The sequence below is a fragment of the Streptomyces olivochromogenes genome (genome assembly GCF_001514115.1).
In the GTDB taxonomy this organism is placed as follows: domain Bacteria; phylum Actinomycetota; class Actinomycetes; order Streptomycetales; family Streptomycetaceae; genus Streptomyces; species Streptomyces olivochromogenes.
This window is the reverse complement of record NZ_KQ948456.1, coordinates 70,028-90,859: the sequence shown is the minus strand read 5'-3', so window position 1 is coordinate 90,859 and position 20,832 is coordinate 70,028. Positions and strand designations below refer to the sequence as shown.

The window sequence follows — 20,832 nt, the reverse complement described above, 5'->3', positions numbered from 1 at the left end:
GGGCGTCACCTCCGCCAGGAGGTGGCCGCCTCCGTGGCCACCGCCCTGAACTGGCGCACCGTGTTGTTCCAGCGGTACTGGGCCGCGCGGTCGCGGGCGGACTTGCCCATGAGGGTGCGGCGGTGGGTGGACAGGGCGAGGGTGCACCAGGCCGCCGCGAAGGAGGACTCGCCGCGCGCCAGCACGCCCGTCTCGCCGTCGACCACGGAGTCGCGCAGCCCGGGCACGTCGAAGGCGATCGCCGGGGTCTCGCGCGCCGCCGCCTCCGTGACCACCAGGCCCCAGCCCTCCACGGCGGAGGGATGCAGCAGCAGCCACGCGGCGCACAGCAGCCGGTGTTTCTCGGCCTCCGAGACCCGACCGGTGAACTCCACGCCTGGGCCTGCCAGTTGTTCCAGTCTCTCCCGCTCGGGACCGTCGCCGACGATCACCAGCCGGCCGCCGGTGACCGGACGGACCCGCTCCCACAGCCGCAGCAGCAGATCGATCCGCTTGTACTCGACCAGCCGTCCCATCGCCACGAACAGCGGCTCCGGCGAGCGCTCGGCGCGTGGGCCCGGCTCCTCGACCCCGTTGTGCACGACCCGGATGCGCTCCCGCTGCACCCCGATCGCGCGCAGCGCGTGGGCCGTCGACGGCGAGACGGCGACCAGCAGATTGCCGCGCTGCGCGCCCGCCAGTGCCCAGTGTTCGAGTCTTCGGCCGATCCGGGCGGCGGGCGCCAGCGGACCGCCGAACCGCATCCGCCACAGATCCGTGTGGACGTGGTTGACCAGGCACAGGGTGGGGCCGTGGTGCCAGAGCGGCGCCAGGTACGGCATGCCGTTGCAGACCTCGACCAGCAGGTCGCAGCCGCCGACCTGACGGTGGAAGGCGGAGCGGGCGCGCAGGAAGTGGCCCAGGTCGCCGCCCGCCGAGACGACCCGGTAGTCGTGGTAGGCCGCGGGCCCGCCGCACACCAGGGTGACCTGGTGGCCGAGCGAGGTCAGCCCCTCGGCGAGCCGGTCGACGAGGATCTCGGATCCGCCCGCGGACCGGTTTCCCAGGTCCCGGTGGGCGAGGAAGACGATGCGGCGCGGTGGTGGGGGAAGCGCCGGGAGGGACTGCGCGTCGCGCGGGACCGCGGCGCGCAGCGGGGAGGGCACGTGCTGGGGCATGGGTGCTCCAACTCGTCTCAGGGTGCGGAACTCAGCGTGGGGGGTAGGGCGTGGGTCGTAGGGCGGGTCGGTCGCTTCGAGGGTGAATCCGCCGATCTGACGGGGGTGAATCTGCCGATCTGTGGGGGATGCGGGTACCGGCTGTCACGGGAGTGTGGGCGGGCTGTGCTCGGGTGGGGGTGGATAGTTTTCGCCCGGCGCTGGGAAGCTGCTACTCACCGAGGTGACAAATTCCGGGCTTTGTGGAGCTGACAGGCCATCACATCGTGAGTGGTGAAGGGGAGTTACCGGGCGAACCGGGATCCCGTCGCCCTCGTACCACCAAAACGCCCCCCACGGCGGCGAGGACGAACCCGAGCACACCCGCACCTATCGGCAACGTCTGCCCCAGCAGACGCAGCTGGCCGCTCTCCTTCTTCGCCTGCTTCACCTGGTCCTTCTGGGTGGCCGTGGTGAAGGCCAGCTTGTCGGCGTCCAGGAGCAGCGTCGAGTCGTACGTGGAACCCGGGGCGCGCAGCGTCCTGCGCGGACCGACCTGGGCGTAGAGCACCCGGCCGGTGCGCTGGTCGACGACCAGCTCGATGCCGTGGTTGGAGTACCACTCCTCGGCCAGCACCTGGGGGCGAGCGGGCTGGTCGACGATGCTGCCGGGCACCAGCCGGGAGCCGATCTTCGTCGGGGGGACCGTGCCGGTGAAGCGGTAACCCGTGTAGCCCTGGATCTTCTTGGTGCCCCGGTAGGCCAGCGTGATGGGTGCGCCGAGGGAGTTGTCCCACCAGCGGTACGCGTGTTTCTGCACGTCGAAGGGGAACTTGAGGTAGGCGTCGCCCTCGAAGCGCGGGTTCTCCTGGCAGCAGTGCACCGGCTGGTTGGTCTTCCGGTCGGTGACCCAGCGGTTCGGGAAGAACTCCAGCGCGTCGTACGGGTCGGCCGCGGGCAGCGACTTGTCCGTGTCGACCGTCGTCGTCACGTCCCAGACGGCGCGCCCGCTGTGCTCACTGTCGGCGACATCGCCTCTGACCTGCTGGGTGATGGTGATCCGCTTGTCGAACAGGGTCTGGATCTGGGCGGTGTCGAAATAGGCGCCCGTGCCGGTGTAGACGGCGGTCGTGTCGATGTCGACGGGGTTCACGGCGGCCCGCGGTTCCACGTACCACGCGAGCATCGGGGCCAGTACGAGCAGAAACGTGCCGAGGCCGAGCAGGACCAGTGCGAAGGGTGAGGGTTTCCGGCGCATCCGGGCACTCCAGGGGCGTGAGGAGGCTCGACGCACGAGTGATCACGGCTCACGGCTGATCACGGCCGGTCACGGGTGATGCGGGTGATACGGGTGGAACGCGGTGATACGGGTGCGTCGACACCAGGAGGGAAAGTGCACGTGCGGTATGGGCCGGGAACCGTACGGGCACCCTTGACGGAGTGTCAATGCATTGTCGAGACTGAGGACTTGCCGGACGGGACCGGCGAAACGGGCTGCGCGGATCACGGGAACGGGTGGGGACGACCTCCGACAGAGAGGCTCACCCTGCGATGTCCAGACTGTTGGCCGCCGTACTCACCGTCGCTGCCGCCGCCGCGCTCGCCGTGGGTGCCGCACTCGGCATCGTCGCGCTGCTCGACGCGACCCCGGATCAGCCGAACACGCCCCTGATCACGTACGAACATGCCGACCAGGAGCACTGACCGTGCCGCGGGGCGCGCCGGAGGCGGACCGGAAGGTGCAGGCCGGCCACGGGACCGTCGCCATACGCTCGGCCTGGCATGACGTTCCCCGTGCCCAGGTGCGGCAGTTCGCGGCGATCGCCCTGGCCGAGGCGCCGGATCTCGCCGAGGAGATCCTCCGGGAGATCCGCCGCGAGTACCCGAACCTGCCCCTCGTCCTCGACGACTCCGGCGAGCCGATGGCCCTCGTCGGCATCCGCCGGGCCATCGAGGTCTTCGTGCAGCACCTGGAGACGGCCGAGGGCAGACCCCGCGTCCATCCCGAGGTCTTCCAGGAGTTCGGCCGCGGCGAGGGACTGCACGGCCGCAGCCTCGACTCGCTGCAGGCGATCTACCGGCTGGGCGTCCGCCTCGCCTGGCGCCGGTTCGCGGAGATCGGACAGCGGGTCGAGATCCCGCCACCGGCGATGTACGAGCTCGTCGACGCGGGATACGAGTACCTGGACGGTCTGGTGGACCAGTCCGTACGGGGTTACGCCGAGGCCGCGGCCCGGCAGGCGGGGGAGCGCCTCCGCCTCCAGCGGCGTCTGATGGAACTGCTGCTCGCCGAGCACCACCACCGGGGCGACCCCGCCGAGGCGCTCGTCGAGCGGGCCGCGCGGATCGGCTGGCCACTGCCGGACAAGGTCGCCGTCGGGGTGCTGCTGCGGCCGGCGCGGGAGGCCGTGGCGCCCGCCGTCGGGCAGGGGGTGCTGCTCGACATGGAGTACGAGCAGCCGCGGATGGTGGTGCCCGAGCCGGACGCCGCCGGGCGGCCGGAGCTGCTGCACCGGGCACTGACCGGGTGGTCCGGGGCGATCGGGCCGCCGGTGCCGCTGGCCGACGCGGCGAAGTCGCTGCGCTGGGCGGACGCGGCGGTACGGCTGATGGAGCGGCGGCTGCTGCCCGGCGGGGAGGTGCTGCACTGCACCGAGCACACCGAGGCCCTGGTGCTCCTCCAGCCCGAGGAGCTGATCGACGATCTCGCCCTGCGCTGCCTGGCGCCGCTCGCGCACTGCGGGCCGACGCACGGGCGGCGTCTCGCGGAGACGTTGCTGGCGTGGCTGGAGACGCGCGGAGGTGCGCCGGAGGTGGCCGCGCGGCTCGGTGTCCACCCCCAGACCGTCCGCTACCGCCTCCGCCAGATCAGAGAGCTGTGGGGGGACGAGATCGACGATCCGGACCGGCGGTTCGAGCTGGAGCTGGTACTCCGCGCGCAGCGTCTGCGCGGTGAGCTGGGTGATCCCCACCCCCGCCGCTGAGCTCCCGTCGCACGCGGCCTGCTCCGCCTGTGCGCCAGTGCACTGTCACCCCTCGCACCTCACCGTTACCCACCCATTGCCCGCGCAAGAGCACTATGAGTAGCCTGTGTTCGTCATGCCGATCGGCTGTTGAAATTTCGAACATAGGGAGGGGGCCGGTTGTGGGACGCCTCGTACCTGCCGTGACCCGAGCTCTCGACATACTCGAGCTCTTCCTCGACGGGGACGGGACGCTCTCCGCCCCCGACATCGTGCGCAAGCTCCAGCTTCCCCGGACGACGGTGCACGAGCTGGTCACCACGCTCGCCGCCCGCTCGTACATCGTGCAGGTTCCCGGCCAGCCGGGACGCTACCGCCTCGGTGTGCGCCCGTACCAGCTCGGGAGCCGGTACGCCGAGCAGCTGGACCTCGCCGCCGAGGGCCAGCAGGTCGCCCGGTCCGTCGCCGAGACCTGCGACGAGACCGTCCACGTGGCGATCCTGGAGGGCACGGACGTCATCTACATCGCGAAGGTCGACTCCACGCACGCCGTGCGCATGGTGTCCGCGGCGGGCCGGCGCCTGCCCGCCCACTGCACCTCCGTCGGCAAGATGCTGCTCGCCTCGCTCCCCGACGTCGAGCTGACCTCCCGTATCCCGGACAACGCGGACCTGGTCGCGATGACGCCGAACAGCATCACCGAGCCGGGCGCCCTGCGCGAGGCCCTCGCCGAGATCCGCCGCCGCGGCGTCGCCGTGGAGAGCCGCGAGTCGAACCCGGACGTCAGCTGCGTCGCCGCCCCGGTGCGCGACCGTGCGGGCCAGGTCGTCGCCGCGCTCTCCATCTCCGTACCGATGATCCGCTGGAGCGACGAGCGCCGCGTGGAGCTGGAGCAGCTCGCCGCGAAGGGCGCCGTCGAACTGTCCGAGCGGCTCGGCCACCGGAGCGTGGTGGGATGACCGGGGCGAGCGGCACCACGGGCGGCACGGCCTTCGATGTCGCGATCCGCGCCGAGGCGGCCCTCGGTGAGGGCCCGACCTGGGATCCGGACGCGCAGCGGCTCATCTGGGTGGACATCCTCGGTTCCCGGGTCCACACCTACGACCCCGTCTCCGGGCGCAGCACGGTCATGGTCACCGAGCAGCACGTGGGCGCCGCCAAGCCCCGCGCGGGCGGCGGCCTGGTCGTCAATCTCCGGGACGGCGTGGCGACGTACGGCGGCGCCGAGGGCTTCCGGTGGCTGCACCGCGACCCCGTCCCCGGCCGCCGCGCGAACGACGCCGCGGTCGCCCCGGACGGCTCGCTGCTCTTCGGCACCATGCGCTACGACGAGGCCCCGGGCGGTGGCACCCTGTCCCGGATCGCCGCCGACGGCACGGTCACCCCGCTCCTCGACGACGTCGCCGTCAGCAACGGAGCGGGCTGGAGCCCGGACAGCCGGCTGATGTACTACATCGACTCCCCGACCCGCCGCGTCGACGTCTTCGACGCAGGTGACGGCCAACGCCTGCTCAACAGGCGCCCATTGGCCGTGATCGAAGAGGGCGCGGGGTGGCCCGACGGGCTCACCGTCGACGCCGAGGGCTGTGTGTGGGTGGCCCTCTGGGACGGTGGAGCGGTCCGCCGCTACACACCCGACGGCGAGCTGGACCGGGTCGTGGAACTTCCCGTCCCCCGCCCCACCGCCTGCGCCTTCGGCGGCGCGGACCTGACCGACCTGTACATCACCACGGCGCGTACGGGCCTGGAGGCGCCGCATCCGCTCTCCGGCTCGGTGCTCGTCGTCCCCGGCGCCGGGAAGGGCCTGCCGCAGCCTCCGTTCGCCGGCTGACAGTTTTCCCCCTCGAAGGTCCCCCTCGAAGGTCCCCCTCCGGTCGTCGACCACCGGACGGGGACCTTCGATTTTTGCGCAAACCATTGACGAGAAAGCGCTTCCTATTTACGGTCCCGTTCGAAGTTACGAGCGATCACCGAAATTTCGAACAGAGAATCTCGAACACTGAATCTCGAACAGTGAAGGCAGGGCATGGGACGACCTGACCTGAACCGCAGGAACGTTTTGGCCGCGCTCGGCGGCCTGACCGTCGCCGGCAGCCTCGGCTTCGCCGCGCTCGGCACCGGCGCGGACGCGCTCGCCTCCAGCGCGCGCACCCGAGTCCGCTACTGGAACCTCTTCCAGGGCGGCGACGGCACCAACCAGGTCGCGATGGTGGACGCCTTCCGCAAGGAACATCCGGACATCGCGGTCAAGGACTCCACTCTGACCTGGGGCGGCCCCTACTACACCAAGCTGGCCATGGCCGCGGCCGGCAACCGCGCACCGGACCTCGCCGTCATGCACCAGGGCCGCGTCCCCGGGTTCGCGCCCGGCCGCCTCCTGGACCCCTGGGACATCGGCCTTCTGGCCAAGTACGGCGTGCGGGAGGCCGACTTCAACCCCGTGCTGTGGAAGCGCGGCATCGTCGGCGGCAAGCTCTACGCCCTGCCCCTCGACATCCACGTCCAGCTCTGCTTCTACCGCAAGGACGTCTGCAAGAAGGCCGGCCTGCTCGACGCCGACGGCCGGCTGCCGGCCGCCGGCTCCACCGACGAGTGGTTCGCCCTCCTCAAGGCGGCCAAGAAGCAGCTGAAGAACGGGCAGCAGACCCTCGGCCTGCACGCCAACGACCAGAACTTCGCCTGGTGGTTCTTCGTCGCCTTCTACCAGCAGCTCGGCGGCGGCTACTTCAACGACGACCAGACCGACGTCACCTTCGACACCGACAAGGCCACCGAGGTCCTGGAGTTCTTCCGCAAGCACGTGACCGACGGCTACGTCACCGTCGGCGAGGCCGACGGCGAGGCGTTCCTCGCCGGGTCGCCGTTCACCTGGGAGGGCAACTGGTCGGTGCCGTACTTCAACGGCGAGAAGCTCGACTTCGGCGCCCAGCCGCTGCCCCCCGTGTTCGGGAGACCGGCCACCCACGCCGAGTCGCACTCCTTCATCCTGCCCCACCAGTCCGGCCGCGGCGGCGCCGCCGACGAGGGCGCCTACCGGCTCGCCGCCTACATGGTCACCCACGCCACCACCTGGGCCGTCGGGGGCCATGTCCCCGCCTATCTGCCCACCTTCAAGGACCCCGCCTACCTCAAGCTCAGCCCGCAGAACGAGTACTCCAGGCCCGCCATGGAGCACCCGGCCACCGAACCGCACATCTGGTTCGCCGGCTCCACCGGCGTCCTCGCGCAACGCGTCGGCCCGGTCGTCGCCTCCTCCAACCTCGGCTCCGCGAAGCCGGCCGCGGCGGCCCGCCGTATGAAGTCCGTCCTGGAGCAACTGCTCGCCATGAAGAACCCCATGGACGGCAGGACGGCCGCCCAGGAGCTGAAGGGAGCAGGCGCATGAGCAGCGCCACGAGCACGGTCGCCGCCACCACCCTGCGCCCTCGCGCGACCACCGCCGCCGACTCCGCCCGCGTGCGCTGGGGCCGTCGCTTCCAGCACGGCGGCTGGTTCGTCGCCCCCTTCTTCGTCCTGTACGGGCTCTTCGTGCTGCTGCCGGTCGTCCGCGGCCTCTACCTCAGTTTCACCGACGCCAACATCTCCGGCGACCACACCGACTTCGTCGGCCTCGACAACTACCGCGAGGCCCTCAAGGACGACCTGGTGTGGAACTCGCTGTGGCACAGCGTCCAGTTCACCCTGTACGTCGTCCCGTGCATCGTCGTCGTGGCCCTGCTGATGGCGCTGATCGCCCACCACACCGTGCACTTCAAGTGGCTGTGGCGGCTGTGCTTCTTCGCGCCGTTCCTGCTGCCCTCGGCCGTCATCGGCAACCTGTGGTGGTGGCTGTTCCAGCCCACCAACGGCATGGTCAACCACGTCCTCGGCCTCACCACCCCCTGGCTCACCCAGAAGTCCACGGCCCTGCTCGCCGTCGTCGTCGCGACCCTGTGGTGGACGGTCGGATTCTCCTTCCTGCTCTTCCTCGCCGCCCTCCAGAACATCCCCCAACACCTCTACGAGGCGGCCGAGCTGGACGGCGCGAACGCCTTCCGCCGCATGCTCCACATCACCGTGCCGAACCTGCGCAACATCACCGGCCTCGTCATCGCGCTGCAGATCCTGGCCTCGCTCCAGGTCTTCGACCAGGCGGTGGTCATGTACCAGTTCGGCCCGGGGCCGGAGGAATCGACCCGCACCTTCGTCCAGTACACCCTCGAACAGGGCTTCACCAGCTACCGCGTGGGCTACGCCTCCGCGATCTCCTTCGTCCTGTTCCTCATCATCGCGGCCGTCGCCCTCGGGCGGATGTGGCTGCTCCGCAGCCGAGAGGAGGGCATCTCCCGATGACCACGCCGTCTCCCACCCTCCGCAAACCCCGCAGCACCTGGACGCCCGCGCAGATCGCCCTGACGGTCGTCGCCCTCGCCCTGTCCGTGATCTGGATGGCGCCGCTGGCGTGGGCCCTGTCCACGTCGCTCAAGACCCCGGCCGAGTCGGTGGCCTCGCCGCACTGGATCCCCAAGGACTTCACCCTCGACTCCTGGCGGAAGGTCTTCGAGGCCGGCAACATCCCCAACTGGTTCGTGAACTCGCTGGTCGTGTCGGTCTGCGTCACCTTCATCGTGCTGCTGGTCGCCTCCCTCGCCGGATACGGCTTCGCCCGCACCGAGTTCCGCGGCAAGTCCGTCCTGATGGCCCTGACGATGGCGGGCCTGATGTTCTCCCCGGCGATCCTCGGCGTCCCGCTCTTCACCACCGTGCAGTCGCTCGGCATGGTCGACACCTACTGGGGCATGATCCTGCCGCAGTGCGCCCCCGCAGCGATGGTCTACATCCTCTACAAGTTCTTCCAGTCGCTGCCCCGCGAGCTGGAGGAGGCGGCGTTCATCGACGGCGCGGGCCGCTGGCGGATCTTCTTCACCCTCGTCCTGCCGCTCTCGAAGCCCTCGCTGTCGGCCGTCGGGATCTTCACCTTCATCGCCTCGTGGAACAACTTCCTGTGGCCCTACATGGTGACCAACAACCCCGACCTGATGACCATGCCGAACGGCATCGCCACCGTGCAGAACGCCTTCGGCATCGTCTGGCCGCAGCTCATGGCGGGCGGCCTGATCGCGGGACTCCCGCTGATCGTCGTGTTCGTCTTCTTCCAGAGCCAGATCGTGCGGGGTGTCGCCCACACGGGTCTGGCCGGCCAGTAACAGGCACGACAGGCACCACAGCCCTGAGGAGAGTGTGAGTTGAAGCGCTTCAGACTCGCCGCGCTGCTCGCCGCGGCCACCATCGCCCTGCTCCCGGCCACCGCGTCGGCCGACGTCACCTACCCCGACCCCCTCCCTCTCACCGGCCAGCAGATCATCCACGACCCCACGGTCACCCACCTCAGGAACGGCCGCTACGTCGCCTACTCCACCGGCGGCGTCCTCGGCGCCCGCCTCTCCACCGACCTCCACCACTGGGACGACGCGGGCAACGCCTTCACCACGCCGCCGAGTTGGTGGTACGACTACAACTCCACCGCCGACCCCTGGGCCCCCGACCTCTCCTACCGCGACGGCCGGTACTGGCTCTACTACGCCGTCTCCTCCTGGGGCACCAACCACTCGGCGATCGGCGTGGCCACGTCGAAGACGGGCATGCCCGGCACCTGGACCGATCACGGCCCGGCCTTCACCTCTCGGACCACCGACGCCTGGAACGCCATCGACCCGGCGGTGATCCGGGCCGACGGCAAGCTGTGGATGACGTTCGGCTCGTACTGGACGGGCATCCGCATGGTCGAACTGGACCCGAGCACCGGCAAGGCGATCACCGACACACCCGTGGAGCACCTGGCCACCCGCCCGGACGCCCCGTACGCGGTCGAGGGCCCCTACATCGTCGAACACGGCCGCCACTACTACCTCTTCGCCTCCTACGACGCCTGCTGTGCGGGCGTGAACTCCACCTACAAGATCCGGGTGGGCAGATCGACGACGGTGACCGGCCCCTACGTCGACAGCACGGGCAAGCCGCTGCTGGAGGGCGGCGGCGACCTCCTCCTGGCCGGACACGGCAGGTACATCGGCACCGGTGGTGAGTCGGTCTTCCGTGACCGAGGCCAGGACTGGCTGGCGTACCACTACTACGACGCCGATGACTCGGGCACCCCCAAGCTCGGCCTGAACAGGCTCAACTGGACGAAAGACGGCTGGCCAAGCGTCCTTTAGGGGCGCGGGGCTGTACCAATATGCGGCTCCGCCGCGTGGGCGCGCCCAGCCCCATCCGACCCGCAGACAAAACCGAACCCCCGGAAGGAAGACATGCGTACCGCCCGCTTCGCCCTGGACCCCGCCTTCACCATCGGCGAGGTCAACCCCCGCCTCTTCGGCTCCTTCGTCGAACACCTCGGCCGCTGCGTCTACACCGGCATCTACGAACCCGACCACCCCTCCGCCGACGCCGAAGGCCTCCGCACCGACGTACTGGACCTGGTCCGCGAACTGGGCGTCACCACCATCCGCTACCCCGGCGGCAACTTCGTCTCCGCCTACAACTGGGAGGACGGGGTGGGCCCCGCGGAGGAGCGGCCCCGCCGCCTCGACCTCGCCTGGCGCTCCACCGAGACCAACCGCTTCGGCCTGTCCGAGTACATCGCCTTCCTGAGGAAGATCGGTCCCCAGGCCGAGCCGATGATGGCGATCAACCTCGGCACGCGCGGGGTCGCCGAGGCCCTGGAGCTCCAGGAGTACGCCAACCACCCCGGCGGGACGGCCCGTTCGGACCTGCGGGTGGCGCACGGCGACAAGGAGCCGTTCGGCATCGGCCTGTGGTGTCTGGGCAACGAGATGGACGGGCCCTGGCAGACCGGCCACAAGACGGCGGAGGAGTACGGCCGCCTCGCCGCCGAGACCGCCCGCGCGATGCGCCAGATCGAGCCGGACCTCGAACTCGTCGCGTGCGGATCGTCGGGACAGGACATGGAGACGTTCGCCGCGTGGGAGGCGACCGTGCTGGCCCAGACGTACGACCTCGTCGACTACATCTCCCTGCACGCCTACTACGAGGAGACCGAAGGCGACCGGGACTCCTTCCTCGCCTCCGCCGTCGACACCGAGTCCTTCATCGAGAACGTGGTGGCGACCTGCGACCACGTGGGCGCCCGGCTGAAGTCCAAGAAGAAGATCAACCTCTCCTTCGACGAGTGGAACGTCTGGTACCAGAGCCGGCCGAACCCGCATCCGGTCGAGGACTGGCAGGAGGCCCCGCGCATCCTGGAGGACGTCTACAGCGTCACGGACGCGGTCGTCTTCGGCTCCCTGCTGATCGCGCTGCTGCGGCACGCGGACCGGGTGACCGTCGCCTGTCTCGCCCAGCTCGTCAACGTCATCGCGCCGATCATGACGGAGCCGGGCGGCGCGGCCTGGCGGCAGACGACGTTCTTCCCGTTCGCGCAGGCGGCGAAGTACGGGCGCGGGGAGGTCCTCGACGTCCGCGCGGTGTCGCCGACGTACGAGACGAAGAAGTACGGGGAGGTCGACCTGCTGCACGCCACCGCCGTGCGCGCGGAGGACGGCTCGGTCACCGTCTTCGCGGTCAACCGCAGCCAGACCGAGCCGCTGCCGCTCGAAGTCGCCCTGAACCGGCTGGGGCTGACGGCGGTCGTCGAGCACAGCGCGGTCGCCGACGCGGACCCCGACGCCCGCAACACCCTTCAGGACCAGGAACGGGTCACCCCGCACCCCGTCGAGGGCACCACCCTCCAGGACGACGGCACCCTGACCGCCGTCCTGGAACCGCTGTCCTGGAACGTGATCCGGCTCGGCTAGAGGGCATGCGCGCGGCCGGGGGAGTCCACCGCTGTCACCGGCACCCCTCCGGCCGCGCTGCCCATCAGCGTCAGCTTCACCTCGCCGGGACCGGCCGGGGTGGTGCCGTCGGACAGTACGGCGAGGGCCAGGGTGTTGGCGCCCCGGGTGCGCAGGATGCCGCCTGGTAGGACGAAGGTGTGCTGGGGGCCGACGTCGTTGATGTACTGGCCCATGTTCCAGCCGTTCAGGAAGATCTGGACGCGGTAGGCGCGGGCCGGGTCGTCGGTGAGGGTGAGCCCGATCGAGGCGTCCACGCCCGGGTCGATCGCGAGCCGGAACCCGGTGCGGTACCAGGCGACTCCCTGCCCGCGCGCCGCCCGCGGGAGGTCCACGACCTTCCAGCCGCTGTCGGCGAACTCCGGCAGATGCCAGCCCTGCCGTTCCCCGTACAGCCCGCCGTGGTTGAGCGGCCCCCGCACCGGGTCGGGCGCCGCCCCGCCCTGGATCCGCCAGGTGACGGCCGGGCGCGCCCCGGCGAACGTCACCGCCGTGAGGCCCCGTGCGGCCTTGTGCGTGTCCTTCGCCGCGCCGTCCATGTCGTGCTGCATCCGGCGGACAAGGACGGAGAGGACGTGCGGTCCGTTCGCGTACCGCACGGGGAAGGTGGCCGTCGCGGACCAAGTTCCCTGCCGCACCGTCGACTTGTCCGGCACCGGCATCCGGTGCGTGCCGAGCGGTTTCCCGTCCAGCCACGCCATCAGCAGCCCCTGCGTGCCCGTGACGTACGAGAGGGACACCGACTCGGCGGCGCCCCCGTCCGTGAAGCGCCCTCGGTACCAGACGTCTCCGTAGTGGAAGCCGTAGTCGTCGGCGAAGAGGACGGGCTGCCCGGCCGGTACGGGGGTGGTGCTGTACGAGGAGGTCCTGTCCGCGCTCTTCCAGGCGGAGTCGTCGAACTCGGTGTCCGACTCGGGGTTCTCGGCGTGGAAGCGCCAGTTGCCCAGCGCGGGAAGACGGACCGCCGCGACCCCCGGCAGCCGCTGCTCGGCCCGCAGACTCCCGGAGGCGGTCGCCCGGGTCTTCGACGTGCCCTGGTTCCAGACCACTTCACTCATCCCGCGCGGCCCCCAGACCTCCAGGTCGGCCGCCTCGACGGTGTCCCCGGTGAGATGGACGGTCGTGTCGCGCAGGGCGGCGGTGCGCAGGAGCGCCGGGCCGTATACGAGCACGGGCCCCGACGGGGTGTCGTAGCGCCACAGCCGTACGGACGTCTCGTCGTCGGCGAGCAGCAGGAGGAGGGGGGCGTCCGTGCCGCCGCCCTCCACCAACACCCGGGTCAGACCGGCGAGTTCGGCGTCGACACGCAGCGCGCCGGACGCGTACGCGTGGTCGGCCTTCCCCTCCAGCACGGTGACCGTGGGCTCGCTCGCGCACTCGACGGCCGTCCGCGTCGCCTCCCCCTTGCGCCCCGTGAACACGGCGATGTCCTGCCGTCCGGCGGTGAGCCACAGCATCGGCTGGGCGCTGGAGTACCTCAACGTCCGCCGCCCGAGCGGGAGTCCGGCGGCGAGCAGCCGGGCGTCGAGGCCGGGGACCGGCACGGGGACGCCCACCCCGGCGAGGGGGACGGTGGCGAGGACGTCGTCGGTCCGGTCGTTGCGCAGGACGTGGAAGTGCGCCTTGGTGTCCGGGTTGACCAGGTGGTACGCCGTGATCCCGACGTCCGCCCCCGACGCGCCGTCCCTCGCGCCGACCTGGATGTCGGCCGCCCGGTCCAGCTTGGCGAGGTCGGGCACGGAGTGCAGGAGCTGCCCGAGCTGGTGCATGGGGACCAGCTTGGGGGTGGGCCTGCGGGCCTCGTCGAGGGCGGCGCCGTAGTCGTACGAGGTGTAGACGACCGGCGCGGGCAGCCAGCCCCAGGAGGTCCCCCCGAACGTCATGTAGACGTTGTGGACCTTGATGCCGTTGGCGAGGTTGGTGAGGTAGAAACGCCGCTCGTACGCCGCGTCACGCGTCCGCGCCGACTCCGCGTACCCCTTCCCGTCGAACTCCACCCCGCCCCACGGGTCGAACCAGCCGCCCCCGAACTCGGCCAGCAGCCCCGGGGTTTCGGGGCTCGCCGTCGAGCCGCCCTTCGTACCGCCGACGCCGAAGTAGCCCCAGTCGGGCGGCGGCGCGAGGGGCGAGGGATAGCCGTCGAAGCCGTACAGGTAGCGGCCGCTCTCGCCGCCCGTGTCGAACGTTCCCGGCGCCCAGTAGCCGTTGCGCCCCTTGTCGTTGTGGAAGAGCGGCACGTCGATGCCGTCGGCGCGGACCTTGGCGTAGAGGTGGGCCATGTAGTCGAGCCCGCGGGGGCTGGTGACGTTGTTCGCGTACTCGTTCTCCAGCTGGTAGAGGACGATCGTGCCGCCGCCGTGGGTGTAGAGGTGCCGGACCGCGATCCGGTTCACGGCGGTCAGCCACTCGTCGACGTACGACAGATAGGTCGGGTCGGAGGTGCGGGCGGTGCCCCGGGTGGCGGTCAGCCAGCCGGGGAAGCCGCCCGCGTCGACCTCGGCGTTGATGTACGGGCCGGGCCGCAGGATCACGTACAGGCCGGTCTCGGCGGCCGTGCGCAGGAACAGGTCGAGGTCGCGGACGCCGGTGAAGTCGTACTGTCCGGGCGCGGGGGAGTGGTAGTTCCAGGAGACGTAGACGCTGATGGTGTTGTAGCCGTGGGCGCGCAGCTTCTCCAGGACGTCCCGCCAGAGGGAGGGGCTCGGCAGCCGGAAGGGGTGGACCTCGCCGGACCACAGGACGACGCGCCTGCCGTCGACCAGCATCGAGTACTTGTCGAAGCCCACGGTGTGGCGGGTGCCGTCGGCGCCGGGCGGCTCCGGTGCCGGGCCGGTGGGGGCGCTCGCGCGGGCGAAGGCGCCGTCGCTCCCGCTGAGCGTGAGGCCGAGCGCGGTGGTGCCGGCGAGTGCGCTGAAGGTACGTCTGCTCAACGCCATGCGGGGCCTTTCGGGGACAAGGATGGGGGTCCCCCCTGTTCGAGCGAAGCCGAGAACTTGGGGCAAGGTGCGGCCATTGTCCACAGGGGTGGGTCTCCCCAGGGCCGTATGAGGGGCTCGGCGCGGGCGGATTACGCGGTACGGCCGGTACGGGGGTTACGCCGGCGGAGATCGCGTTCCTCATCCCGCCCTCAGGCTCCGCCCCCGCCCGGCCGCTGCGTCGGTCATGTCCCTGATCCCGCTCGCCGCCCTCGTCTACGCCCCCCTGTCCGCGCTGTGGGCCGGGGCAGGGTGGGTCAGGAGGGTTTGGCCGCGGAGAGGGCGGTGACCGTCGCCTTGTCGTCGCACTCGGCGATGACACCGTCCGTCAGCGCGACCTGGTGCGCCCCGGCACCCGGGACACCCACCACCAGGGTCGGGTAGCTCGCGGGCGTGGCTCCGGACTTGCAGTAGCCGTCGGCCTCACCCTGGACCTGCACGAACGTCAGCTTCGTCCACGCCTTCCCGCCCGCCGCGATCTTCACCGCGGACGCGCCCCCGGTCGTGGTCACCTTGAGCGGACGGTTCTTCTCGGGGGAACCGTTGCCCGCCCCCGCCACGGTCGGATACCCCTGGACGGTGCACGCCTTGCCGGACACGTTGGTGAACTCGACGATCGCCGCGCCGGTCCCGGTACCGTCCGGCCGCACCGCGGCCTGGTACATGGACGCCTTGAGATCCGACACCCCGCAGGCCTTCGCACCGGTGGACGGCGTCGCGGTGTGCGACGGCGAGCCGGACGTGACGGATGCGGCGGGGGTGGAGGGCGTGGAGGGCGTGGAGGGGGAAGCGGAGCTGGAGGTCGAAGTGGACGCCGCCGGCTTGACCGGAGCGCCCGACGGCGAAGAGCCCGCCCCCGCCGGGCTCCCGCCCGGCTGACACGCGGTCATGAGCAGGGTGGCCGCCGACGCGGTCACCACGGCCGTCGCGACTCTGCGGATACCGATGCCGTACATGAAGTCCCCCGAAGTGGTTCAGGCGCCGGTCTCTCGCCGGCACTCGTCGCTTCAGAGCGCGTCATCGGCTTCCGGGGTTCACCTGCCGGGCTGTCTGTGACATGACGGTGACACAGCAGGTCACACCGCGCATTTCGAGACAGCTCGACCGCCGAAGGCCCGCACGTTCGATCAATCGAGCGGCGGTCGGGGAGCCGCCCACAGAAGGTCGCGAGTCAGTTCGGGGACGCTCGGTGTGCCGGTCAGGCTCATCGCCTCGACGAGTTCGTCGGTGAGGTCGTCGATCAGGCGGGTCACACCGGCGGCGCCGCGGACGGTCAGCGCCCACAGGACGGGCCGGCCGATGAACACGGCACGGGCGCCGAGGGCGAGGGCGGCGAGGATGTGGGCGCCGCGGCGCAGCCCGCCGTCGGCGTAGACCTCGGCACCGGTGCCCGCCACCGCGTCGACGACCTCCGGCAGGGCCCAGGCGGTGGGCACCAGCCCGTCCAGTTGCCGCCCGCCGTGGTTGGAGACGATGAGGCCGGACGCCCCCGCGGCCACCAGTTCCCGGGCGTCGTCACCGCGCAGCACGCCCTTGACGACGACGGGGAGGCCGTGGGCCCGTTCACGCAGCCAGCCGATGACGTCGAGGGTCAGATCGGGTGCGCGCTCCGCCGCCTCGGGCGAGGGAATCCCGGTGACGTTGCCGTACAGGTCTTCCGGCCCGATGAAGTCGTCGACCTGCGCGCCACGTTTGCCGCGCGCCCCGCTGACCGGTGTGTCGGCGGTCAGGACGACCGCTCGCGCCCCGGCGGCGAGGGCCCGCTCCAGCGTCTCGATGGTCAGTACGGGGTCCCGGGCCACGTACACCTGCACCCACCACGGCGCCCCGCTCGGCACCAGGTCCGCGAACGGCACCGCGGTGTTCGAGGTCACCGCCAGCAGCGATCCCGCCGCCGCGACGCCCCGTGCGGTGGCGGCCTCCCCGTCCGGGTGGGCCCTGCGCTGCAGGGTGCTGGGCGCGACGAGTACGGGCGTACGAACGGGCGTGCCGAGTACGGTCGTGGAGGCGTCGCACGTCGAGACGTCCCGCAACAGCCGTGCCCGGAAGCGGAACTGGTCCCAGGCCGCGGTCGCCTCCGCGACGCTCAGGCCGCGACCGGTGCCGCGCCGGAAGTACGCGTAGACGTCCTCCGGCAGCACCTCGGCGGCCCGGTCCTGAAGACCGTCCATCCAGCGTCCGATGTCTGTCACCTGACATCCCTTCGTCGTACGGTACGACGAAGCAAGGGTGCCTCAGGCACCCGCCTCGGCGGTCTAATTCGCTCGACACCGAGGAGCGGGACCGTGATGCTGCACCCCTATGACGCGAACCGATACACCCACCGCGTGGGACGAACGCACCCAGCTGGCCACCTTCCTCGACTACGCCCGTGCCACCGCCCGCGCCAAGTGCGAGGGGGTCTCGCCGGAGGGCGCGCGGCAGGCCCCGCTCCCCGGATCCCCGCTGATGACGCTGTGCGGGCTGATCAGCCACCTGCGCTGGGTCGAGCACTACTGGTTCCACGTGATGTTCCTCGGCGAGGAGGACGACGGGCCGATCGCGGCCGCGACGGAGGAGGATCCCGATCCGGAGATGCGGATCGCCGTCGATGTGCCGTTGCCCCAACTCCTCGACGAGTACGAGGAACAGAGCGCCCGGTACCGTCTTCTGGTCGCCGAGCACGACCTGGACACCAGGGCCAAGCGCACGTTCCGCGACGGCCGGTACATGGACCTGCGCTGGATCGTGCTCCACCTGGTCGAGGAGACCGCTCGGCACAACGGCCACCTGGACATCGTCCGGGAACTGGTCGACGGCGAGAAGGGAGCCTGAAGCCATGGGCGAGTCGGCGGGGCTGAACCCCACCATCCGCACCCTCACCTTCGACTGCACCGGTGATCCCTACGATCTCGGCCTGTTCTGGAGCGAGTTGCTCGGCCGTCCGCTGGACGACGACGACAAGCCGGGCGACCCGGAGGCGCTGCTGCGCGACCCGTCCGGCGGCCCGACGCTGCTTTTCGTACGCGTCCCCGAGGGCAAGTCGGCCAAGAACCGCATCCACTTCGACCTTCAGCCGCAGGGCCGCACCCGCGCCCAGGAGGTCGCCCGCGCCCTCTCCCTCGGCGCCCGCCAGGTCGCCGACCACACCCGCCCGGACGGCGGCGGCTGGATCACCCTCACCGACCCCGAGGGCAACGAATTCTGCGTGGAACGGGGCGAGTTGGGCTGAGCGCGCGATAGCGCTACGCGCGCGTCACCCCGTTCAACGGCACCCGCCGCGCCTCCACCGTCCGCCGCGCGATACGCCACGCCCCAGCACGCCGCACCACCACGTCCTCGTACGACACCGATCCGCACCGGCCGTCCGCCATGACCCCCAGCCCCTTGGACCGCACCCGCGCGCGGCCGTCTCCGAGGTCGTCGGTGATGACGATGTTGGTGACGTGATGGGCGACGGCGTTCGCGGCGCCGAGGGCCAGGGCCGCGTCCCGGATCGCCTCGATCCCGACCAACTCGCCCTGTCCGAAGGCGGACACGTCGTAGACGACGTCCTCGGTGAACAGTTGCGTCAGCTCGTCGAGGCGCCCGTCGTCGAAGAGATGGCCGTGCAGGGAGACCAACTCGGCGATGGCCAGGCGGTCTTCGGTGGCGAGTGTCATGGCGGGGCCTTCCGTGTGCGTACGGTCGCGTGCGGCATGAGGTGTGACGGGCGTCACGTTCTCGGGTTCGAACTTTCGCGCTTGCCGTGCATCCAGTCGGTGTCAGGTCACTGGGTGGCTTCGGAACAGCACATCTCCGGAGCCGTCCATTCCATTCCACCGAGGAACTTTCATGGGTTATCTGCGCGGATTCATCCCCTGGATCGTCGCCGGCGTCGTCTCGTCCTTCGACTGGCGCTGGGGCGCGATCGCGGGCCTTGTGTCGGGGCTGCTGCTCCTGTTGCAGGACCGCTCTCGCGGGGTAGGCCTCGACGCGCTGATCCTGGAGATCAGCACCGTCGTGTACTTCGTCGTGGTCGGCGCCGTGGCCGTCGCCGACCCGGGCTCGGCGCTGGCGGACCACACGGACGTCGTCTCCTTCGGCTGGCTGGCCGCCACCGCCTGGGGGACCCTGGCGATCCGGCGCCCCTTCACGCTGGGCATCGCCAAGCGCCAGACTCCCCCCGAGTACTGGGACATGCCGGAGTTCGTCCGGGTCAACAACCACATCACCAGTGCCTGGGGTGCCGGCTTCACCTTCATCGGCGTCAGCCTGGCCGTCTGCGGCGCGGTGGACGCCCCGGCCTGGGTGGGCATCGCCGCCCACGTCGCCGGCCTCGTCGGCCCCGCCGTCTTCACGAAGGTCTATCCCGCACGGGCCCAGGCGCGCCTGCTGGCCGCCCAGGCGTCGGTCACGGCCGTACCCCGATAGACCACCCCTGCGTACGAGAAGGAGCCGACCCCATCGTGACCACCACCCCGGAAGCAAAGAACGTGAGCGAGACCGGCGACAGCCACGCGGTCCACGTGTCCAGGCCCGGCGCGGTCGCCGCGCTCGTCAAGAAGGCCGCCGCGGGAGCGACCGCGTGACGAACGAGACAGCTCTTCCCCTGTATCTCCGGGGCCGCTTCGCCCCGGTCCCCAAGGAGCACGGCGCGGCCGACCTCACCGTGCGGGGCTCCCTGCCGTCCGATCTGGACGGCCGCTATCTGCGCAACGGCCCCAACCCGCTGCCTGGCCAGGACAAGGGGCACTGGTTCACCGGTCCGGGCATGCTCCACGGCATCCGGCTGCGGGGCGGACGCGCCGAGTGGTACCGCAACCGGTGGATCCGCACCCGGCAGCTGGACGGGCACCCGTTCATCCGCGCCGACTTCACCGTCGACCTGGCCGCGACGCCTGCCAACACGCACGTGATCCGGCACGCCGACACCGTGCTGGCCCTGTGCGAGGTCGGTCTTCCCTACTGGGTCACCCCGGAGCTGGAGACCGTGGGACCGTACGACTTCGGCGGGCGGCTGACCACCGCGATGACGGCCCACCCCAAGGAGGACCCGGTCACGGGCGAACTGCACCTGTTCGGGGCCGGGTTCGCCCCGCCGTACCTCACCTACCACCGGGTCACCGCGGACGGACTGCTGCTCGACAGCCGGCCGGTCGAGGTGCCGGGCCCGACGATGATGCACGACTTCGCCGTCACCGAGCACCACATCGTGTGGATGGACCTGCCGGTCGTCTTCGACCCCGCCCTGGCCGGGTCCGGCGGCGGCATGCCCTACCGGTGGGACGAGGGGTACGGCGCGCGGCTCGGGGTCATGTCCCGTACGCCCGGAAGCACCGACGTGCAGTGGTACGACGTCGATCCCTGCTACGTCTTCCATGTGGGCAACGCCTACGAAGATGCGCGGGGGCGCGTCGTGCTGGACGCGGTGCGCTACGACCGCGCGGGCTTCCAGCACACCTGGTCGGACATCGGCGGTTCCACAGGGGCGAGCGGTCTGGTCGGGGTGAGGGAGCCGGGCCACTCCCAGGCCTCCTCCGTCCTGCACCGCTGGACCCTGGACCCGGCCACCGGCCGCGCCTCGGAGTCCCCACTGGACGACCGTGACGCCGAGTTCCCCACACACAACGAGACCCTCACCGGGCGCGCGAACCGCTACCTCTACACCGTCTCCGGTGACGGCATCGCCAAACACGACCTCACGCGCCACACCAGTCACGCCTACGAGACGCCTGGCAGCCGCTACGCCGGCGAGGCGGTCTTCGTACCGGCGGCGGACGGCAGTGGCGAGGACGAGGGATGGCTCCTGTCGCTCGTCTCGAACGACGACGGCGAGGCCGGGGAACTGCTGGTCCTCGACGCCACGGAGATGACCGTCCAGGCAGTGGTGGAACTGCCCTACCCCGTCCCGGCGGGATTCCACGGAAGCTGGCTGCCGGAGCCCGTCCAGCGGCCCTGATCGGGC

General features: G+C 70.9%; 21 protein-coding genes. 15 read left to right on the top strand and 6 right to left on the bottom strand.

The features are described from left to right. Window positions 1-5: 5 nt before the first annotated feature. Together AQJ27_RS18155 and pgfA are read right to left on the bottom strand one after the other, a co-directional pair. Window positions 6-1,157, bottom strand: coding sequence for a glycosyltransferase family 4 protein (locus AQJ27_RS18155; protein ID WP_067369621.1), 1,152 nt, complete (start codon window positions 1,155-1,157; stop codon window positions 6-8). Window positions 1,158-1,416: 259 nt separating this feature from the next. Beyond that, window positions 1,417-2,394 carry a cell envelope lipid trafficking protein PgfA gene (pgfA, locus tag AQJ27_RS18150; protein WP_067369618.1) on the bottom strand — a complete coding sequence of 326 codons (978 nt, stop codon included), beginning with the start codon at window positions 2,392-2,394 and terminating at the stop codon, window positions 1,417-1,419. Between the two features lie 293 nt (window positions 2,395-2,687). Between pgfA and AQJ27_RS57340 the strand changes: the two genes are divergently transcribed. From AQJ27_RS57340 to arfA, 9 genes are all read left to right on the top strand, one after another. Next, on the top strand, window positions 2,688-2,840 hold the full coding sequence (locus AQJ27_RS57340; protein WP_167552120.1) for a hypothetical protein: 153 nt from the start codon (window positions 2,688-2,690) through the stop codon (window positions 2,838-2,840). 35 nt (window positions 2,841-2,875) lie between these two features. After that, window positions 2,876-4,120 (top strand): PucR-like N-terminal domain-containing protein, encoded by a 1,245-nt coding sequence (locus tag AQJ27_RS18145; protein ID WP_067370541.1) that lies wholly within the window; start codon window positions 2,876-2,878, stop codon window positions 4,118-4,120. A gap of 161 nt (window positions 4,121-4,281) precedes the next feature. Then, window positions 4,282-5,058, top strand: coding sequence for an IclR family transcriptional regulator (locus tag AQJ27_RS18140; protein ID WP_067369614.1), 777 nt, complete (start codon window positions 4,282-4,284; stop codon window positions 5,056-5,058). Beyond that, window positions 5,055-5,930: an SMP-30/gluconolactonase/LRE family protein gene (locus AQJ27_RS18135; RefSeq protein ID WP_067369611.1), complete on the top strand. Its 876-nt coding sequence runs from the start codon at window positions 5,055-5,057 to the stop codon at window positions 5,928-5,930. Before AQJ27_RS18140 ends, AQJ27_RS18135 begins: the two co-directional genes overlap by 4 nt. Before the next feature lie 195 nt (window positions 5,931-6,125). Continuing rightward, a complete protein-coding gene (locus AQJ27_RS18130) occupies window positions 6,126-7,484 on the top strand; it encodes an extracellular solute-binding protein (protein ID WP_067369607.1) in 1,359 nt (452 codons plus the stop codon). After that, a complete protein-coding gene (locus AQJ27_RS18125) occupies window positions 7,481-8,431 on the top strand; it encodes a carbohydrate ABC transporter permease (protein ID WP_067369604.1) in 951 nt (316 codons plus the stop codon). The genes AQJ27_RS18130 and AQJ27_RS18125 overlap by 4 nt, the downstream gene beginning before the upstream one ends. Continuing rightward, window positions 8,428-9,285 carry a carbohydrate ABC transporter permease gene (locus AQJ27_RS18120; protein WP_067369601.1) on the top strand — a complete coding sequence of 286 codons (858 nt, stop codon included), beginning with the start codon at window positions 8,428-8,430 and terminating at the stop codon, window positions 9,283-9,285. Before AQJ27_RS18125 ends, AQJ27_RS18120 begins: the two co-directional genes overlap by 4 nt. A 39-nt stretch (window positions 9,286-9,324) precedes the next feature. Continuing rightward, window positions 9,325-10,293, top strand: coding sequence for an arabinan endo-1,5-alpha-L-arabinosidase (locus tag AQJ27_RS18115; RefSeq protein WP_067369597.1), 969 nt, complete (start codon window positions 9,325-9,327; stop codon window positions 10,291-10,293). A 93-nt stretch (window positions 10,294-10,386) separates the two neighbouring features. Beyond that, window positions 10,387-11,892 (top strand): arabinosylfuranosidase ArfA, encoded by a 1,506-nt coding sequence (gene arfA, locus AQJ27_RS18110; RefSeq protein ID WP_067369594.1) that lies wholly within the window; start codon window positions 10,387-10,389, stop codon window positions 11,890-11,892. Here the strand turns inward: arfA and AQJ27_RS18105 are convergent. Continuing rightward, window positions 11,889-14,867 (bottom strand): beta-galactosidase, encoded by a 2,979-nt coding sequence (locus AQJ27_RS18105; RefSeq protein WP_067369591.1) that lies wholly within the window; start codon window positions 14,865-14,867, stop codon window positions 11,889-11,891. The two genes, arfA and AQJ27_RS18105, sit on opposite strands and share 4 nt — an antisense overlap. Window positions 14,868-15,163: 296 nt before the next feature. Further along, window positions 15,164-15,592 (bottom strand): DUF4232 domain-containing protein, encoded by a 429-nt coding sequence (locus AQJ27_RS60510; RefSeq protein WP_341866083.1) that lies wholly within the window; start codon window positions 15,590-15,592, stop codon window positions 15,164-15,166. On the opposite strand from AQJ27_RS60510, the gene AQJ27_RS60505 reads away from it, so the two are divergent. Further along, window positions 15,579-15,785 carry a hypothetical protein gene (locus AQJ27_RS60505; RefSeq protein ID WP_341866082.1) on the top strand — a complete coding sequence of 69 codons (207 nt, stop codon included), beginning with the start codon at window positions 15,579-15,581 and terminating at the stop codon, window positions 15,783-15,785. The two genes, AQJ27_RS60510 and AQJ27_RS60505, sit on opposite strands and share 14 nt — an antisense overlap. Before the next feature lie 248 nt (window positions 15,786-16,033). Here AQJ27_RS60505 and AQJ27_RS18095 read toward each other — a convergent pair whose 3' ends face one another. Further along, window positions 16,034-17,098 carry an alpha-hydroxy acid oxidase gene (locus tag AQJ27_RS18095; RefSeq protein WP_079065062.1) on the bottom strand — a complete coding sequence of 355 codons (1,065 nt, stop codon included), beginning with the start codon at window positions 17,096-17,098 and terminating at the stop codon, window positions 16,034-16,036. Window positions 17,099-17,207: 109 nt separating this feature from the next. Between AQJ27_RS18095 and AQJ27_RS18090 the strand changes: the two genes are divergently transcribed. Both AQJ27_RS18090 and AQJ27_RS18085 read left to right on the top strand, forming a co-directional pair. Then, window positions 17,208-17,720 carry a DinB family protein gene (locus AQJ27_RS18090; RefSeq protein ID WP_067369584.1) on the top strand — a complete coding sequence of 171 codons (513 nt, stop codon included), beginning with the start codon at window positions 17,208-17,210 and terminating at the stop codon, window positions 17,718-17,720. Between the two features lie 4 nt (window positions 17,721-17,724). Next, entirely contained in the window at window positions 17,725-18,117 is a 393-nt protein-coding gene (locus tag AQJ27_RS18085) for a VOC family protein (protein WP_067369581.1), read from the top strand. A 13-nt stretch (window positions 18,118-18,130) separates the two neighbouring features. Here the strand turns inward: AQJ27_RS18085 and AQJ27_RS18080 are convergent, their stop codons facing one another. Continuing rightward, window positions 18,131-18,547, bottom strand: coding sequence for a nuclear transport factor 2 family protein (locus tag AQJ27_RS18080; RefSeq protein ID WP_067369578.1), 417 nt, complete (start codon window positions 18,545-18,547; stop codon window positions 18,131-18,133). Window positions 18,548-18,719: 172 nt separating this feature from the next. On the opposite strand from AQJ27_RS18080, the gene AQJ27_RS18075 reads away from it, so the two are divergent. Genes AQJ27_RS18075 through AQJ27_RS18070 form a run of 3 tightly spaced genes read left to right on the top strand, consistent with a single transcriptional unit; the run spans window position 18,720 to window position 20,826 of the window. Next, window positions 18,720-19,298 (top strand): hypothetical protein, encoded by a 579-nt coding sequence (locus AQJ27_RS18075; protein ID WP_067369575.1) that lies wholly within the window; start codon window positions 18,720-18,722, stop codon window positions 19,296-19,298. A 35-nt stretch (window positions 19,299-19,333) separates the two neighbouring features. Next, complete coding sequence (locus tag AQJ27_RS60165) at window positions 19,334-19,456, top strand: hypothetical protein (protein WP_268814574.1); 123 nt, start codon at window positions 19,334-19,336, stop codon at window positions 19,454-19,456. Beyond that, window positions 19,453-20,826, top strand: a complete 1,374-nt coding sequence (locus AQJ27_RS18070; protein ID WP_067369572.1) for a carotenoid oxygenase family protein — start codon at window positions 19,453-19,455, stop codon at window positions 20,824-20,826. The genes AQJ27_RS60165 and AQJ27_RS18070 overlap by 4 nt, the downstream gene beginning before the upstream one ends. Window positions 20,827-20,832: the final 6 nt, after the last annotated feature.